Origin of the sequence: Tistrella bauzanensis (assembly GCF_014636235.1) — a bacterium.
Lineage (GTDB): Bacteria > Pseudomonadota > Alphaproteobacteria > Tistrellales > Tistrellaceae > Tistrella > Tistrella bauzanensis.
Window position 1 is genome coordinate 54,218 of record NZ_BMDZ01000016.1, and the last position, 19,806, is coordinate 74,023.

Sequence of the window (19,806 nt, forward strand, 5' to 3'; positions counted from 1 at the left end):
GGGTGCGTATGAAAGGTAAGGCGGCGTGAGCGTGATTGGTCGGGTCGGGCCCAGCCTGCGACAGGATATGTCGGCGGTGATCGATGCGGCGGCGCCGGCAGCGGATACCCCCGCGCCGTCATCCGCGCCGATGCCGCTGTCGGGCGCCCAGGCGGCCATCTGGGCCGAACTGGCGGCGGGCGGTGTCGCCACGACGTTCTATAACATCGCGGATCAGATCAGCCTGAACGGACCGCTCGATCTGGCGGCGTTCCGGGCGGCACTGTATCACGTCCACCGGACCACCGATGGCCCGCGGCTGCGCTTCGCCGCCGATGACGGCGTGCCCGTGCAGTGGTTCGACGCCCGGCCCGGCCGGTTCGATTTCGCCCTGATCGACCTGTCGGATGCCGAAGACCCCGAGACGCTGTCCACCGAGGAATTCCACGCGCTGCGCCTGCGCCCGTTCGACCTGATGCATGGCCCGCTGAACCGGCACCGGCTGATCAGGCTTGCCCCCGACCGGCATTGCTGGATCCGCTGCTATCACCACCTGGTCACCGATGGCCTGGGCGGTGTGATGACCGCCGCCGCCACCGCCGCCGCCTATGATGCTTACAGGCAGGGGGCACCGCTGCCCGATCCGGCCTTTCTGCCCTATGGCGACCATCTGATGCGTGAGGCGGCCCATGCGGCGGGGGCAGCCGGGGCGGCCGATCTCGCCTATTGGCGCGCGCGGCTGGCCGGCGACATCCATCCCCACAGCTTCGGACCCGCCATGCGGCCGGGCGGCCTGCCCGCTGCCGCGGGCGCCCGCCGGGCCGCCATCCTCGGCACCGAAGCCCCGCCGCAATCGGTGGTCCGGCCACTGGGCACCGCCCGGATGGCGGCGTTGGACGCGCTGGCCGGCCGGCTTGGCATCAACGCACGCAGCAGCGTGATGCTGGCCCTGTTCCTGGCGCTGCTGGGCCGCAGCACCGGCACCGACACGCCGTCCTGCACCACCCTGCTCAGCAACCGCCTGACCCGTGCCGACCGGCGCACGCTGGGCCAGTTCGCCTATACCGTGCCGTTCTGGACCCCGATCGACCCGGCCGAGAGCCTTGAGGATCTGGCCCGCCGGGTCGACGGCATCGCGCGCCGCGACCTCCGGCATATGCGGCTCGCCCCGGTGCGCTGGCGCGAGGCGGGTTTTACGCCGGCATCGGCCATCGCCCGCGGCGCCACCTTCAACGCCATGGATTTCCCCGCCACGCTGGGCTTCGACGGGCTGAGCGTTGCGGTGCGCGACGCGGTTTTCGGGCCGCTCGACGATGTGCTCGCCTGTCTGCGAACCTTCGGCACCGCCGGCGGCGCCGATATGCAGTGGAGCTTTCCGCCGGCCCGCATCGACGCATCGGCCGTCGAGGCCCTGGCCGACAGTTATGAACGCATGCTCGATGCGGCACTGGCCGATCCGTCGCAACCGCTCCGCCAAGTGCAGGCGCTGGCGGCGGGGCCGGCCGCGATCGCCACGGCGCCGGTCATCGACGATGCCACGGTCTGGCGGCTGGAAGACGACATCACCCGGATTTTCGCCGGCCTGCTGCACAGCCCGGCGCTGACGCCGGCCTCGGACCTCACCGATCACGGTCTGCATTCACTGCTGGCGATCCGCGCGCTGGGCCCGGTGACGCGCGCGCTGCGCAATATCGTGGCGGCCGGTCGTGACGTCACCGTCGCCGATGTCCTGGGTCATCCGTCACCAGCGGCGCTGGCAGCCCGCCTGCTCGACCGGCCGGTTGTGGCACGACCGCAGGCATCGACGCCTGCCTTGTCCCCGGTGCCCGGCCCGGCCGCGGTTCCGACATCGCCCGCCGCAACCACCCCACCCTCACCCGTCGCCGCAATCGCCCCGCCCTCGGCCGGCGCCACACAGGCAGCCTTCCCCCTGCCGGCGATGCTGGAAGGCCAGTGGCTGGCCCGGCGCGACGCGGGGCCCGGCACCACCTATGCCATCGGCATGATCTGCGATCTGCCGGCCGGCACCGGCCGCGCGGCGCTGATCGCGGCCCTGACCACGCTGATCGGCCGCCACCCTGCCCTGCGCTCCACCTTTGCCGAGGCGACCGACGGCCAGGTGGTGCAGCATGTCCACCCGGTGCCGGCGGTCATCCTGCACGGCTTCAACGATCCGCACGCCATGATGGCGCCCTTCGACCTGACCACCGGGCCGCTGATCCGGTTCGGCTGGGACGAGGACGCGCCCGAGCGGCTGCGGGTGATGGTCGACCATATGGTGTTCGACGGCGAATCACGCGCCATCCTGCAGCGCGAGCTGACGGCGCTTCTGTCGGGCGCGCCGCTGGCGCCGGCGCCCGATATGGCGGTGCTCGCCGATGCCGGATCGGGCGACCATGCCGCCACCGAAGCCGCCCGCGCCTTCTGGGCCGATCGTCTGCCGCTGCTGCCCTGCCGGGCGCTGACCGCCGATCCCGACCCTGACGTGCAGCCGGCCACCGGCCAGGGCCGGCGCGCGATGACCCGGCTGTCGGCCGAGACCGCCCGCGCCCTGGGGCGGCTGACCGGCCGTGGCGCCACGCCGACCGCGATCTGGACCGCCATCGTCGCCACCGCCCTCACCCGCCTGATCGACGACACCCCCCGCCTTGCCTTCGGCTTCCCCTTCGCCGGCCGCAATCGTGGCGGCACGACCGATGCGATTGGCTGTTTCGTCAACCTGCTGCCGGTGATCGCGGCGCCCGAGGACGGCGACACGCTGACCACGCTCGGACGCCGGATCGGGCTTGAACTGTCGCGGGTGCTGGCGGTTCAGGATTATCCGCTGTCCCGGCTGACCGCCGACTGGAGCCGCGCGGTGCCCGATCGCGGCCCGGCGCCCTTCGATGTGGTCTGCACGCTGGAAGGCGATCTCGCCGCTCTCGATTCCGCCGATCTTGCCATCGCGACCGGCAAGTTCCCGCTGCTGATCGGGTTGATGTGGCAGGGCGACGCGGCGGCGCTGAACATCGAGCACGATCCGGCCCGCTTCGGCACGGCCTGGGTCGACCGGCTGGCCCGGGTGCTACAGGCGGTGATCATGGCCGCCGCCGCCGACCCGGCCACGCCGCTCGGCCGGCTGTCGCTGCTCGACGATGCCGACCGCGCGCTGATCGATGCGGTGAACGCCACCGCCACGTCTTATCCGCGCGATCAGGGCCTCGCCACCCGGCTCGACGCGGTGCTGACCGCCGATCCGGCGCGCCCGGTGATCGCCGATGACGATCAGACCCTGGATGCCGGCACGCTGCGCGCGCGCCTGGGTGGCGTCGCCGCCGCCCTGGAGGATGCCGGGGTCGCCCCCGGCGCGGTCGTGGGTCTGGCGGTCGACCGCGATCTTGGCGGCATCATCGGCCTGATGGGGATCATCTGGGCCGGCGGCGCCTATCTGCCGCTGGCCACCACCTTCCCGATCGACACCGCCCGGCGGCTGCTGGCCAATGCCGGCTGCACGGTGCTGCTGGCGGATGACGCCGGGCTGGCACACTGGGCGGCGCTCGCCCCCGACATCACCCTGGTGCCGCTGACTGCTGCCATGCCGGTGGCGGCGGCACCCGGCCAGGCGCCGGCGCCGCGCGGTCCGGAAGACCTCGCCTGCATCCTCTATACCTCGGGCTCGACCGGCGAGCCCAAGGGTGTCGCCATTCCCCAGCGCGCCATCGCCCGGCTTGCCCATGGCGGCTTCTGCCGGCCGGGGCAGACCATGGCCCAGACGGCGCCGATCGCCTTCGACGCGATCAGCCTGGAATTGTGGGCGCCGCTGCTGAACCACGGCCGGGTGCGGATCATCCCGGCGATGACCATGTTCGATCCGCCGCTGCTGGAACGCTGCCTGCGCGATGGCCGGGTGGATGTGGCCTGGGTCACCGCCAGCCTGCTCAACCGGATCATCGACGACCGGCCCCGGACCTTCGCCAGCCTGTCGCTGCTGTTGACCGGTGGCGAGGTGATCAGCCCCGGCCATATCGCCCGGCTGATCGACGCCTGCCCCGGCATCACCGTGCTCAACGGCTATGGCCCCACCGAAAACGGCACCTTCACCACCACCCATATCGTCTCCTCAGCCGATCTCGACGGCGGCCCCGTGCCCATCGGCCGGCCGGTCGCCAACACCCGCATCCATGTGGTCGACGACCGGGGCCGGCCGGTGCCGCCGGGGGTGTGGGGTGACCTTCTGGCCGCCGGCGACGGCCTGGCCATCGGCTATGTCGGCCGGCCCGATCTGACCGCGCGGTCCTTCGTCACCCTGCCCGATATCGACGAACCCCTGCTCTATCGCACCGGCGACCGGGTGCGGCTCCGCGCCGATGGCCTGCTGGAATTCGGCGGCCGGCGCGACGGCCAGCTCAAGATCCGCGGTCAGCGCATCGAAACCGCGGCCATCGAAGCGGCACTCGCCGCCCGGCCGGATGTGCGGAATGCGATGGTGATCGCCATCGGCGCCGGTGCCGATCAGACCCTGGCCGCCCTGGTCGCCGCCGACACCGCCGATCCTCAGGGCTGGCATCAGGCGGTGGCCGATCGCCTGCCCGCCTATATGATCCCGGCCCGGTTCGAGCGGGTCGACCGGCTGCCGGTCAATGCCAATGGCAAGGCCGACCGCGCCGCCGCCGCCCGGCTTCTGGCGGGAGAGACGCCGGCGGCAGCGGTGGTTGCGGCCGCCATGCCCTTGGCGTCCGGCCTGCCGGCCCTGCCCGACCGCCCGTTGGAAGACAGTTCGTTGGAGCGGGCGGTCGCTACGGCCTTCGCCACCCTGTTCCCCGGTGCCGATATCGATGCCGAGGCCGATTTCTTCGCCCTGGGCGGCCACAGCCTTGCGGCCATGCGGCTGTCGGGGCTGATCGACACGGCGACCGGCCGGCGCCCCGGCCTGGGCCAGATCATGGCCGGCCGCACGGTGCGGGCGATCGCGGCCGATCTGGCCACCCTGCCGGTGGTGGGTCCGGCGGCGATCCCGCACGCGCCCGGCCTGGATCATCCGCTGTCCAGCGGTCAGGCGCGGCTGTGGGTGCTGCAGAAGCTGCATCCGGGCCTTGCCACCTATTCGGTGCCGATGGTGCTGGATTTGCGGGGCGCGCTCGACACGCAGGCGCTCGACCGGGCGCTGGTGGCGCTGGAAGACCGCCACCACGCGCTGCGCACCCGCTTCGTCGCCCGCGCCGACGATGCCGATGGCGTGCGCCAGACCCTGGCCGCACCCGGCGCGTTGTCGCCGCGCCGGCTCACCCTCGACGCCGATGCCGCGACGGCCTTCATCGCGGCCGAGATTGCCCGGCCCTTCGACCTGGGCGCCGAGCCGCTGGCACGGGCGGCCCTGATCCGGCTGGATGATACCGGCCACCATCACTGTCTGCTGCTGGTCATTCACCATGCGGTCTGCGACGGCTGGTCGCTGCCGATCCTGCTGCGCGACCTTGGCACGCTCTATGAAGCGCAGTTGGCCGGCCATCAGGCAGCGGGCACCGCCCCACTGCCGCCGCTGACCCGCCAGTTCACCGATATCGCGGTCTGGCAGCGGGCGCGGCTGGCGGCGCCAGAGGGCCGGGCGCTGATCGCGCGCTGGCAGGCACGGCTGACGCCGGTGCCGGAAGCCCTGGCGCTGCCGACCGATTACCCGCGCCCCGCCCTTCGCAGCTTTGCCGGCGCCGTGGTCAGCCGGGTGCTGCCACAGGCGGCCACCGCCTGCATCGACCGGGTCGCCGGTGCCGCATCGGTGACGCCGTTCACGGTGATGGCGGCGCTGCTCCAGATTCTGCTGCACCGCATGACCGGGCAGACCGACATCGCCCTGGGCCTGCTGGTCAGCGGCCGCGCGGCACCGGTGCCACAGGATGTCGTGGGCTTTCTGGTCAACACCGTGGTGCTGCGCCAGCCGGTCGACCCGGCGGCGGCCTTCGCCACCCATCTTGCCGTCACCCGCGACCGTCTGGCCGAGGCGATCGCCGATCAGGACGCGCCGTTCGAAGCGGTGGTGGCAAGCCTCGGCGCCGAACGCCGGGCCGACCGCAATCCGATCTTCGACGTGCTGGTCACCTGGCAGGACGACATGCCGGCGATGCCGGCCATGGGCGGGCTTCAGGTGGTGCCGGTCGAAACCGTGCTGCCCTTCGCCAAATTCGACCTGTCCTTCCACATCCAGCGCGATGGTGCCGCCATCCGCCTGCATGTGGAATATGCGACCGAGCTGTTCGATGCGGCCACCGTGCAGGCGCTGACCGACCGGCTGGCGGTGCTGGCCGAGGCGCTGCCGTCATCGGCGCCGGTCGGGGCATCGGCGCCGGTCGGGGCCCTGCCGCTGCTGACCGCCGATGACCGCCGGCACCTCGCCGCCTGGAACCGGACCGGCCTGGCCCTCGACACCCGGCGCAGCATTCCGATGGTCTGGCGCGACGCGGTGTCGGCCATGCCCGACGCCCCCGCCCTGATCGGCGCCGACATCACGCTCAGTCACCAGCCCACCCTCAGTCACAGGGCCTTCGCAGCACGGGTGGATGCGCTGGCGGCCCGCCTGCATGCGGCCGGTGTGGCCGGCGGCGATGTGGTGGCGGTGGCGCTGGCGCGCGGCGCCGACATGCTGATCGCCATTCATGCGGTGCTGCGGGCCGGGGCCGCGTGGTGCCCGCTCGACCCCGCCCTGCCCGAGCGCCGCCGTGCCCATATGATCGAGGATCTGGGCCATCCCTGGTTCCTGTGCGATGCCGCCGGCGCCGCCATGTTCCCCGCCGACCGATGCGTGCGGGTGGACGAGGTTGACGGAACGGCGGCGGCGACACCGCCGCCGCTGCCCTCCGATCCCGATGCGCTGGCCTATGTGCTGTTCACCTCCGGCTCCACCGGCCGGCCCAAGGGGGTCGAGATCGCCCATCATTCGGTGCTGAACCGCATTCTGTGGATGCAGGCGACCTTCCCGATCGGGCCGGGCGACGTGATCCTGCAGAAGACGCCGGCCGGGTTCGACGTCTCGGTGTGGGAATTGCTGTGGTGGTCGTGGACCGGCGCCGCCGTCGCCATGCCGCCGCCGGGGGTGGAACGCGACCCGCAGGCCCTGGCCGATGCGATCGCAGGCCATGGCGTGACCGTGATCCATTTCGTGCCCGCCATGCTGCGCGCCTTCCTGACCGCGATCGAGGACGGCATCGTCGATGCCGGCCGGCTGGCCGGGCTGCGGCTGGTCTTCGCCAGCGGCGAGGCGCTGGATGCCGCCACCGTGCGCCGGTTCAACCACCTGCTGCATGACCGCTTCGGCACCATGCTGCACAATCTGTACGGGCCGACCGAGGCAACCGTCGACGTCACCTGGCAGCCCTGCACGCCCTGGGCCGCCGACAGCCAGATCGTGCCGATCGGCCGGCCGGTGGCCAATACCCGCGTGCTGATCCTGGATACGGCCGGCCGGCCGGTGCCGCCGGGCGGCGTGGGCGAAATCGTGCTGGCCGGGCCGCAGGTGGCGCGGGGCTATCGCGGCCGGCCGGGCCTGACCGCCGAGCGTTTCCGTCCCGATCCCGAGGCCGATCAGCCCGGCGCGCGGGTCTATCACACCGGCGATCTGGGGCGCTGGACCGCCGATGGCGCGGTGGCCTATCTGGGCCGCGCCGACGATCAGGTGAAGATCGGCGGCGTGCGGCTGGAACTGGCCGAGGTGGAAACGGCGCTGGATGCCTGCCCGGGTGTGGCGCGCGGGCTGGCCCGCGTCGCCACCCGCGACGGATTGACCGAGCTGCACGCCTATGTTCTGGGCGCCGACGACCTGACGCCGCAGGCCCTGCGCGCCGCCCTGGCGCGCCATCTGCCCGATGCCATGATCCCCAGCCGCTGGTTCCGCATCGACGCGGTGCCGCTGTCGCCGAACGGCAAGGTCGACCGCAAGGCGCTGACCGGCCGGCCGTTCCAGCTTGCGGCCGCGCCGGCACCGATGCCCGCCCATGCCCCGGCATCGCCCGAGGCCGCCATCGCCGCCATCTGGCGCGCGGTGCTGCCGCCTGAGACGACCTTCGGCACCGATGACGGGTTCTTCGACGTCGGCGGCACCTCGCTGCTGCTGCTGCGCCTGCATGAACGGCTGGACGCACGCTGGCCGGGCGCCTTCACCATCGCCGGGCTGTTCGCCGCCACCACCGTCGCCGCACAGGCGGCACAGGTGGCGGATGTGGCGTTGCAGCCCGCGGCCCGCGGCTCGCTTGCGGCCGGACCCGGCGCCGGTGATGTCGCGGATGGCGCGATCGCGATCATCGGCATCGGCCTGCGGGTCGCCGGCGCCACCGATCTGGACGGCTTGTGGCGTGATGTCGCCGCCGGCGCCGACCGGGTGGGCGCGCTGCCGGCCGCACGGCTTGAAACCGCGCGCATCATCGCCACCGCCGCCGGCATGACCCTGCCGGCGCGGCTGCGCGAGGCTGCCTGGATCGAGGATATCGACGGTTTCGATCCGCGCCGCTTCCGCTTCTCGCCCGCCGATGCCGCCCTGCTCGACCCGGAACAGCGGCTGTTCCTGGAAACGGCGCTGCGGGCGCTGGAGGATGCCGGCCTTGGCGGCACGGCGCTGGATGGCCGCGCGGTGGCAGTTCATGTCGGCGGCAACGCCAACCCGGTCTATCGTCAGGCCGTGGCCAGCGTGGTCGGTGCCGGCGTGGTCGGTGCCGGCGTGGTCGGTGCCAGCGTGGTCGGTGCGGGCGGAAGCGGTGCCGGCGGCACGGGTGCGCGGCTGGAACAGGCCTTCGCGCTGAACGTGCCGTCGAACATCGCCACGCGTCTGGGCTTTCTGCACGACTGGCATGGCCCCGCCTCGCTGATCGACACCGCCTGCTCATCGGGTCTGGTGGCGGTGGATGCCGCCTGCCGCGATCTGCGCACCGGTGCGGCCGAGGTGGCCATAGCCGGCGCCGCGCGGCTTATCCTGGTGCCGATGGATGCCGCAACCACTCTCAGCATCGAAAGCTCGACCGCCCGTACCCATGCCTTCGCCGACGGCTCCGACGGCACCGGCGCGGGTGAAGGCGCGGTCGCGCTGGTGTTGAAGCCTCTCGCCCGCGCCGAGGCCGATGGCGACCCGATCCATGCGGTGATCCTGGCCAGCGCGGTCAATCAGGATGGCGCCTCCAGCGGCGCCGCCGCCCCCAACCCGGTGGCGCAGGCGGCCGTGATCCGCGATGCATGGCGCCGCGCCGGCGCGCCTCTGCACACGGCATCCTATATCGAAGCCCATGGCACCGGCACCCGGCTGGGCGACCCGATCGAGATCGAGGGCCTGACCCGCGCCGCCGCCGACGGGTCGGTCGGTAGCGAGGCCGCTCCGGCGCTGATCGGCTCGGCCAAGGGCAATTACGGCCATCTCGACACGGTGGCCGGCGCGCTTGGCCTGGTGCGCGCAGTCGCGGCCCTGGCCCACGACACAGCACCGCCGCAGCCCTTCTTCACCCGGCCGAACCCGGCGATCGATTTCACCCGCGCACCGGTGCGGGTGGCCGACCGGCCGACACCGCTGCCCGATCGCGGCACCCGCCGCCGGGCCGGGGTCAGCGCTTTCGGCCTCAGCGGCATCAATGTGCATGCGGTGATCGAGGCGGCACCGCCGCCGGCCACGATCGCAGCGACGGATCATGGCTGGGCGGTGGTGGTGCTGTCGGCCGGCGATGATGCCGCACTGACCGCCTATGCCGGTGCGCTGCATACGCGCCTGATCGCCGATCCCGCCATCACGCCGGCAGAGGTGGCCCACACCCTCGCCCATGGCCGCGATCATCTGGCGCGCTGCGCGGCCCTGGCGGTGGACAGCCGCGACGCTTTGCTGGCGGCCCTCGCCCGGCTGGCGCGCGGCGACCTGGCCGGCACCGCCACCCTGTCCCGCCGCCGGGATCGCGGTTGGACGGTGCCGGTCTGGCATGCTGGCGGGGATGGTGCCGACCGGGATGGTGCCAACCGGGATGGTGCTGGCCGGGATGGTGCTGGCCGGGCAGCGGCGGATGCCGCGGCGCAGGCGGTTCTGGCCGGCGCCGTGCCGGTCTGGCCCGAGACCATGCCCAGCCGCCGCCGGCATCTGCCGCCGGCACCCTTCACCCGCCAGCCCTGCCGGCTGGTGCTGCCCGCCGCCCTGATGGCGGCCGAGCCCGTCGCCCGCCCGGCGCGGCCCGGCGGGACACCCCATACCGGCCGAACACCCCATGCCGGCTGGATCGCCTATCCGGGGGGCCGGGTGCTGGCCCTGCCGCTGGATGATCCGGCGTTCTGGCCGATGGCCGAACATCGCCTGAACGGTATACCCACCCTGGTCGGCATGGGTGTACCGGCGCTGATCGCCGCCGCCGCCGGCACTGGCGCCAGCCTGCATGATCTGGTGTGGCGCCGGCCGATCCGCGCCGCCGCCGGAACCGATGCCAGCCTGACGATTGCCGAGGATGGCGCGGCGCGTGTCGCCACCCGCGATGCCGGCGGCGAATGGGTCACCTGCGCCGAGGCGCGGCTGTCGACAGATGCCATGGCACCGGCGGCACCGGTCGACCTTGCGACCGACGGATTGATCCGGCTTGCCCTCAGCCCGTTCACCGGCACCGAGGGGCTGATGACCATCAGCCGGCGCTGGGATTGCCGGCGGGCGGTGTGGATGGCGTCTGACCGCAGCCGGGCCGTCGCCCGGCTGGCCATACCTGACGACATGGCTGGGGATCTGGCGATATGGCCCTGGCATCCCGCCCTGCTGGATGTGGCGGCCAGCCTGCTGATCGGCCCAGGCGAGGTGCCGCGCGGCTGTGATGCTATCCATTTCCACCATCCGCTGCCACAGGTGGTGATCGCGCGCATCCACCGCACCGGTCCGGGACGGGCCGATCTGGTGCTGGCCGATGAAACCGGCCGGGTCTGTGTTCGGATGGATGGCCTGCGCTTCGTGACCCTGGCCGCAGGGCCGGGCGCCCCTGAGATCCTGGCGCCGGTCTGGACACCAGACCGCGCCACGCGACCCGCGGCAGCCATGCTGCCTGTGGGCACCCGCGTCATCTCGGACGCGGCCGAACTCGACGGGCTGCCGGCCGATGCGCCGCTGGTGGTGCGGGCCCCCGCCGGCGCCGATGCCGCCCGCGATGTGGCCCTGCTGCTGCGCGCGGCCATGGCGACCCCGATCCCCCGGCGGATCGCCGTCACCGGCCTTGGCGCCGCGCCGATCGGCGACCGCGCCGCCGATCCCGATCAGGCGGCCGTGGCCGGTGTGGTGATGGCGGCGGCGCGTGAAACCCGCCATCACGACCTGCGCTATCTGGACGTGCCGGCCGGTCAGGCCATGGCGGCGGTGGCGGCCGAATGGTCCTATGACCGGGCCGAGCCGGCCTTCACCGCCTGGCAGGACGGCCAGCGCTTCACCCGCGGGCTTGCGGCCGTGAAGCGGTCCGGGCAACCGGTCTGGCCCGATCATGGCGTCTGCGTGGTCACCGGCGGCAGCGGCGGTTTCGCCGCCGCCCTCGCCGAAGCCTTCAGCAATGGCGGCCGCGTGGCCCTGGCCCTGCTGTCGCGCGGCACGCCCGGCGATGCCGTGCTGACAGCGGCGATCGACCGGCTGACCGCCCATGGCGTCACCATCCGGCACTATACCGCCGACGTCACCGACCAGGGCAGTCTTGGCGCGGCGCTCGACCGGGTCCGGTCGGAGCTGGGCACCATCACCGCCGTGGTCCACATGGCCGGCATTGCCGATGGCGCCATGCTGGCGGTGCGCGACATGGCCGGCTTCGATGCGGTGATGGCGCCCAAGATCACCGGCGCGCGCAATCTCGACGCCTTGACCGCCCGCGATCCGCTGACCGCCTTCGTGGTGTTCGGCAGCGTCACCGGCCTTGCCGGCGCCATCGGCCACACCGCCTATACCGCCGCCAATGCCTGGCTGGACGGCTTCGCCATCCGCCGCCATGCGGCGGGTCGGCCGGCGCTGGCGATCGACTGGTGCACGCTGGCGGGCCAGGGCATGGCCGCCCGCGCCGGCGCGGATGATCTGGCCGGTGCGCCGGTCATCACGCCCGCGCAGGCGGTGAACGCCTGGGTCGCGGCATTGTCCGCCGGCGTGGCACAGGCCGTGGTGCTGCCGTCCGGCGCCGCCGCTGCTCTGACGGCGCCGGTAAACGCACCCGCGCCTGAGGCCGCCGTCGCCGACACCACCGCATCCGCGATGGCGCCGGATGCGGGCATCGCGGCGATCTGGGCGCAGATCCTGGGCCATCCGGTGGTCGGCCCCGATGATGATTTCTTCGAACTGGGTGGAGACTCGCTCTCGGGCATGGACATCGCCGACCGGCTGACCGCGCATTTCGGCCGGACGGTCAGCCTTCAGGATCTGTTCGACCACAGCACGCCGCGTGCGCTGGCCCTGGCCCTGATGCCGCAACCGGTCGTGGCGGAAGCAACCCCCCTCGACGTGCGCATCGCCGCGATCTGGGCCGGGATCCTGGGTGATCCCACGGTCGGGCCGGATGATGATTTCTTCGAACTCGGCGGCGATTCGCTCTCTGGCATGGACATCGCCGACCGGCTGACGGCGGAGACCGGGCTTGCGGTCACCCTGTCGGATATCTTCGACCACACCACACCCCGCGCGCTGGCGGCGGCGTTGCGGCCGTCCGCGGCGCCAGAGCCCGATCGCGCGCCCGAACCTGCGCCTGAACCTGCACCCGAACCCGCACCGGCAGCCACCGACCCGCGCAAGGCGCCGCCGCGCGACCGGTATCCGCTGGCCTGGGAACAGCGTGCCGTGCTGCAGGCCGAGGCGATCGCCGATATGGGCACCGCCTTCAACCTGCCGCATGAAATCGATCTGGCGCCGGATGTGTCGCTCAGCCGGCTGCGGGCGGCGGTGGCCGCACTGGTCCGGCGTCATGCCGCACTCAGAACCGGCATCCTGCCCGATGGCGACGACTGGGTGATGTGCCCGATCGATCCGGCGCAGGCCACCCCGGCGCTCGACATCCAGCCGATCGACCATCCGGCCGGCACGGTGCCGGCGGCAGCGATCCGGCCCTTCCATCCCGATGGCGGGCCGCTGGCGCGCTGGTCGCTGCACCGCGACCCGGCCGGCCGGCCGGTGCTGTTCTTCGATATCCATCACAGCATGGCCGATGCCCAGGCGGTCGACATCCTGCTGGGCGATCTGGCCGCGCTCTATGCCGGCCGGACCCTGGCGCCGGTCGCGGTCGACGTGGTCGATTACGGCTGGTGGACGGCGACCCGCGATCCGGCCGCCGCCGATCAGGCCCGCGACTGGTGGCGGCAGGTCTTCCCCGGCCCGCTGCCGCGCCTGGACCTGCCGACCGACCGCCCCCGGCCGCCCTGTCACGGCCATGACGTGGCAACCATCGCCGCCGATCTGCCGGCCGAACTGGTCGCGGGCCTGCGCGCCTTCGCCGTGCAGCGCCGCACGACCCCGTTCTCGGTGCTGCTGGCGGCCTGGGCGGTGCTGCTGGCCCGGCTGGCCGGCAATGACGACGTCACCATCGCGGTGCCGGTCAACACCCGTGGCCGCGCCGGTTTCGATGGCGCGGTCGCCATGCATGCGGCCCTGGTGCCGGTGCGTCTGGCGATCCCCGGCGATCTGAGCGGTGCCGCCCTGCTCGACCATGTCCGCAGCCGCCATGGCGGGGCGCTGGCCCATCACGCCCTGCCTCTCGGCCGGCTGCTGACCGAGCTGAAGGCGCCGGCGATGCCGGAACGCAGCCCCCTGTCGGAAGTCTCGATCTCGTATATGAACCATGCCTCGGTCGCGGCGGATGCCGTGGGTGCCGCCGGCTTCGGTGCGCGCGGTCTGGCGCGGCCGGCGGGCAAGAACGACCTGTCGGTGTTCCTGGCCGATCATGGCGAGGCCATGGGGCTGGTGATCGAATACGACACCGCTCTGTTCGATGGCTGGCGGATCGCGGCCTTCGCGCCGATGCTGCGCACCCTTCTGGCCGCCCTGATCGCCGATCCCGACCACCCGGTGGGCCACCTGCCACTGCTCGAAGATGCGGCCCGCGCGATCATCACCGGGTATGAAACCCGCCACGGTCTGGCGGTGCTCGATCCGGCCGGCGCGCCGGCACCGGTGGGTGTGTGGGGGGCCCTGCACAAGATCGGTGCCGATGGCCGCGTGCCAACCGGCCTGCGGGCACGCTGGCGCGCCGATGGCGAGATCGAAACCGGCGGCCCGCTGGACCGCGTGATCCGCTGGCAGGGCCACCTGCTCGACCCGGCGGCGATCGAGGCGCGGCTGCTGGCGGCCCTGCCCGACATGGCTGGTCTGCGCATCGCGGTTGGCGAGGATGCCCTGCGGGCGGCGGTGCTGGCGGCACCGGCGACGCCGCCACTATCGGCCACGCCACCACTGTCGGCCACACAGCTTCACGCCGTGGCCGCAGCACTGCTGCCACCGGCCCTGGTGCCCGCTTCCTGGCATCGGCTCGACACCCTGCCCGACGACCCGGCCCGACTTGACGCCCTGATCGCCGCCGCCACGCCGCTCGGCGACACCGCCGGCGACACGTCATCGCCATCCGTGGCCGAAGCCGAGGCCGAAACCGCGGTCTGCGCGGTGTTCTCCGAGGTGTTCGGCCGGCCGGTCACGGCATCGGATGGCGATTTCAACACGCTGGGCGGTCATAGTCTGCTGGCGATGCGGGTGGTCAACCGGCTGGAACAGACAACCGGCATCCGGCTGGCCATGTCGGTGTTCTTCAGCGATCCCGGCATTCCCGGCATCGCGCGGCATCTGGTGGCGGCCGGGGCCGGCGCCGGCCACCAGCCGGCCGCCGTTCCGGCGGTGATGGCACCGTCGGCAGCACCCGACCGGTCGGATACCGGCCTCCATCCGGCAAGCCATGGCCAGCAGCGGCTCTATCTGCTCCAGCAGTTGGAGCCCGACAGCCCCGCCTGGCTGATGCTGTTCACCCTGCCCTGCGGCGCGGTCGATGCCGATGCCCTGGCCCGCGCCCTCGATGCCCTCGCCCGGCGCCATGCGGTGCTGCGCACCGGCTTCGAGACCATCGACGGCCAGATCCTGCAACGGGTGGCTGGCGGGGCGCCGGCGCTGGTGGTCGACGATCTCCGCCATCACCCTCAACGGCGCGACGAAGCGCTGCGTCTGGCCCGGCGCGAGGCGGCAACCCCGTTCGATCTGGCCCACCCGCCTTTGCTGCGCGCCCGGCTGATCCGGCTGGGCGACACCGACAGCCTGTTGCTGCTGGTGCTGCACCACATCGCCGGCGATGGCTGGTCCAGCCGCATCCTGCTGGCCGAACTGGCGGCCCTCTACACCGCCGCCCGCGCGGGCACGCGGGCGGCCTTGCCGCCGCTGCCAATCTCTTATGCCGATCATGCCCGCCGCCAGATGCCGCCGCAGACGGCACAGCACTGGCAGGCCGCAACCGGCTGGTGGCGCGACCAGCTCGCCGGGGCGCCGGGCGAAATCGCCCTGCCGATGGATCATCAATCCGCTGATGGCCAATCCGGTGGGGGCCAATCCGGTGGGAGCCATAGCAGCGCGCCGGGCCGGGGGGCCACACTGCGCCGCGACCTGCCGCCGGCGCTGCTTGAAAACCTCCGCGATCTGGCCCGCCGGCAGGGTGCCAGCCTGGCCGCGGTCGGCCTGGCCATGGTCTCGGCCATGCTGTATCGGTTGACCCGACAGCCCGACATGGTCATCGGCATGGGCGTCGCCGGCCGCGACAGCGCCGATACCGAAGGGCTGATCGGCTTTTTCGTCAACGTGCTGCCGATCCGCATCCAGCTCGACGACGACACCGAGGCCGGCCAGTTGATCGACCAGATCAACCAGCGGCTGATGGCGGCGCTGGACCGGCGCGACGTGCCGTTCGACATGGTGGTGCGGGCGGTGGCGCCGCAACGCGCCGGCGCCCGTCAGCCGCTGGCCAATGTGATCTTCGAATATCAGCGCTTCGGCGACATGACGGGTGGCGGTGAGGTGGGCGGCACAGATGCGGGTCTGCCGCCGCCGCCGGATGATGGCGGCATTCTGGGCGATGCCGTGGCCGGGCTGATCGACGCCACCACCGCCAAACACGATCTGATCGTGTTCTTCGAGGACGAGGGCGCCCGCGCGCGGTTCTCGTTCGAATACGACACCGGCCGCTTCGCAGCGTCGACCATCGACCTATGGATGGGCTTCCTGATCCGGATCACCACCGCCCTGTCCGCACGCAGCAACGAGACCTGACCCCCATGAAGATCGGCGACCTGCTTCTCGACGACCCCATCCCGGCACCGGCGGCAAAGCCGCGCGCCCTGCCGGCCGCGGCGCCCGATGTCACGATCATCGATCTGTTCGACCGCGCGGTCGCAGCCCATCCCGACCGGCTTGCGGTGCGGGATGCGGTCGAGGCTGTCAGCTATGCCGGGCTTCAGGCCGAGGCGCGCGCGATCGCCCGGCTGGTCGCGGGCGCGGCATTGGGCGACGAGGCCCGCATCGGCGTGATGACCGGCCGGGGCTGGCGCCATGTCGCCGCGATGCTGGGGGTGATGATGGCGCGGGCGGCCTTCGTGCCGCTGGACCCGGCGATACCGCTGCCCCGCCGGCGGCAGATCGTCGAGACCGCCGGCATCGCCATGATCATCGCCGATAGCCTGCGGATCGGCGACCTCCACGCCCTGGCCTGGACCTGCCCGGGCGTCCGCGATCTGGTCTGCCTGGACAGCGACGATATCGATGCGCTGACGGAGGCCCATGGCGCGCGGATGAATGCCGAGCTGTGGGACCATCTGGCCGGCAGCGCCGATGATGACGTGGCCGCCGCCGGCTGGCGCAGCCCGTTCACCGGCGCCGCCATTCCCGAGCCGGTGATGACCGAATTCGGGCGCGCGGCCGCGGCCAAGATGGCGGCATTGCTGCCCCCGCAGGCGCGGGTGCTGGAAATCGGCTGCGCATCGGGCTTCACCATGCGCGCGCTCGCCCCCCATGCCGGCCAGTATCTGGCCACCGACATTTCCCGGCGGGCGACGGAACGAGCCGGCGCGGTCGCCGCCCGGGCGGGGTTGACCCAGGTCGACGTCCGGCCGCTGGCCGCCCATGATCTGGACCTGCTCAACGGCCGGCAGTTCGACCTGATCGTGATCAACAGCGTGATCGAAAGCTTTCCTGGCTTCGGCTATCTGTCAGCCGTGCTGTCAAAGGCGGCCGCCCTGCTCGCGCCGGGCGGGGCGATCTTCCTCGGCAATATCCGCGATCTTGAGCGCCGCGACGCCTATCGCGCCGATCTGGCCGCCTTCGCCCGCGCACATGCCGGGGAGAGCACGACATCGGGCACGGCATCGGGCATCACCACCAGGCTCGATGCCGCCGACGACCTGTTCGTGCCCGCCGGCTTCTTCACCGACTGGGCCGCCCGCCTGGGCGGCTTCCGCGCCGAGGCCAGCGCGCTTGCGGTCGACGGCTTCGATCTTGCACCCTATGTCTATGACATGGTGCTGCGCCGCGACCCGGCAGCCACCGCACGACCGCCCCGCCACCGCCGCCACGACCGGCGCGCGCTGGCGCCGCGACCGGCGGCGGCAGCCATGCCGGCGCCGACGCCGACGCCCGGCATGCTCGCCTATGTGCTGTTTACCAGCGGCACCACCGGCGCGCCGAAGGGCGCCATGATCGAACATGGCTCTGTGGCCAATCTGGCCATGGCGACCGATGCGGCGATGTATGCCCGGCTGCGTGGCGGCAGCGATGCCGATACCGGGCCGCTGAACATCCCCTGCCTCGCGCCCTTCGCCTTCGACGCCTCGATCATCCAGATCCTGCCCACCCTGGCTCATGGCCACCACCTGCATGTCGCCTGCGAGGAAACCCGCCGCAACCCGTCGATGCTCGACAGTTTCCTGCGCGCCCGCATGATCGACATGATCGACCTGACCCCGAGCCTGTTCGATCTGATGCTCGATCACTGGCAGGCCGAGGCGCTGTCCTGCCCGGTCCGGCTGGTGGTTCTGGGCGGCGAGGCGGTGCCGGCCGGGTTGATGGCGCGGATCTTCGACAACCCCGCCCATCGTGACCTGCTGGTGCTGAACGCCTATGGCCCGACGGAATGCTGTGTTGCCGCCACGACCCATCTGATGACCGCCCGCAATTGGCGCGAAATCCTGCCGCCGCCGGTCGGCATGCCGCTCTCCGGGGTCGTGGCCGATATCCGCGACGCCGCCGGCCGGCCGGTGCCCGATGGCGTGGCGGGTGAGATCTGGATCGGCGGCGCCGGGGTCGGGCGCGGCTATCTGGGCGCCGATGACGCGGCCAATGCCCGCTTCGTCACCGATGACGACGGCGCGCGCTGGTATCGCAGCGGCGATATCGGCCGTCGCCTGTCCGGTGGCGCCATCCATGTCATCGGCCGCGAGGACGGTCAGGTCAAGATCCGTGGCAACCGCCTGGAACTGGCCGAGGTCGAAGCGGCCGTTCTGGCCCATCCCTTCATCCGTCAGGCAGCAGTGACCACCTGGACACCGCCGGATGGCGGCGGCGCCGAACTCGTCGCCTGCGTCGTGCCGGCCCCCGGCTTCGATGCCGGCCGCTGCCGCGCCGATCTCGACACCCGGCTGCCGCCGGCCATGGTGCCGTCGCGCATCGTTCAGGTCGCCGGCCTGCCCTTGACCGGCAATGGCAAGATCGACCGCCGCCGTCTGGACGGGCTGCTGTCGGGCCAGAGCCAGGCCGACCCCGCGCCGGCGCCGGGCCAGACGGCATCTGCGCCGGCGCGGCCGCTCGCCACCGATGACGAGCGCCGGGTCGCCGAAATCATGGCGGCGGTGCTCGAAACCCCGGTCGATGACGGCGATGCCGATTTCTTCCGGCTGGGCGGGCACAGCGTTCTGGCGGTGCAGATGGTCGACCGGCTGCGATCGGCCTTCGATGTCCGCCTGCCGCTGGCCGATCTGTTCGACCATCCGACCGTCGCCCGGCTGGCGCTGCGCCTGCGCCATCAGGCCCAGGGCCGGCGCTCGCGGCTGGTGGTGGTGAACGAGGCCGGCCACGAGCCGCCGCTGGTCTGCTTCCACCCGGTCGGCGGCAATGTGCTGTGCTATCAGGCGATGACCGCCTGCCTTGGCCCCGACCAGCCGGTGGTGATGGTCGAGGCCAAGGGCCTGGACGAGGACGAGGCGCCCGAGCCGTCGGTGGAAGAGATGGTGGCCGCCAGCCTGCCCGATCTGATCCGCTTCGCCGGCGACCGGCCGCTGCGCCTGGCCGGCTGGAGCTTCGGCGGGCTGCTGGCGGTGGAAGCCGCCCACCGGCTGGATCAGGCCGGCATCGTGGTCGACGATGTTCTGATCTTCGATGCCGTCGCCTCGGCCGATCCGATCCGCGCCCTGCTCGCCAAGGACGACGCGGCCTATCTGGCGGCGCTGTTCGATGGCATGGGCATCGCCGATGCCGCCACCTTCCGCGCGCTCGACCCCGAAGGCCGGCTGGATCTGCTGATCACGCGCGGCGCCGGGCCGCTGGGCCTGCCCCAGGGCGTCGACCGCGACGCCATGCGCCGCCTGCTGTCGGTGTTTCAGAACAACGCGCTGGCCGCCATCCGCTATCGCGTGCCCCGGCTGGACCGGTTGCAGGCCCTGCTGGTGCGGCCGCGCATCGCCTCCGCCCAGGCCCCCGGCATCGCGGGCGACCCGTATAACGGCTGGCGCGACCGGTTCGGCGGCGGCGTGTCGCTGATGTGGATGGATGGCAGCCATGGCGACATGATGATGCCACCGCATGTGGAAGACCTGGCCCGGCTGGTGCGGGCGCATCTGACCCGGCCACGTTGAGGAAGGGGCTGACCAGTCATCGGGATCTGGGCCATC

2 protein-coding genes are annotated in these 19,806 nt (G+C 72.4%); both read left to right on the top strand.

The window, feature by feature from the left end; translation table 11 throughout:
* Positions 1-25 precede the first annotated feature (25 nt).
* Positions 26-16,198, top strand: a complete 16,173-nt coding sequence (locus IEW15_RS08960) for a non-ribosomal peptide synthetase (RefSeq protein WP_229707951.1) — start codon at positions 26-28, stop codon at positions 16,196-16,198.
* A gap of 5 nt (positions 16,199-16,203) precedes the next feature.
* Entirely contained in the window at positions 16,204-19,770 is a 3,567-nt protein-coding gene (locus IEW15_RS08965; RefSeq protein WP_188576988.1) for an AMP-binding protein, read from the top strand.
* The last annotated feature ends 36 nt before the right edge of the window (positions 19,771-19,806 follow it).

Excerpts from the sequence above, each read along its gene's own strand:
- IEW15_RS08965 (WP_188576988.1), top strand. The coding sequence starts at position 16,204 with ATGAAGATCGGCGACCTGCTTCTCGACGACCCCATCCCGGCACCGGCG.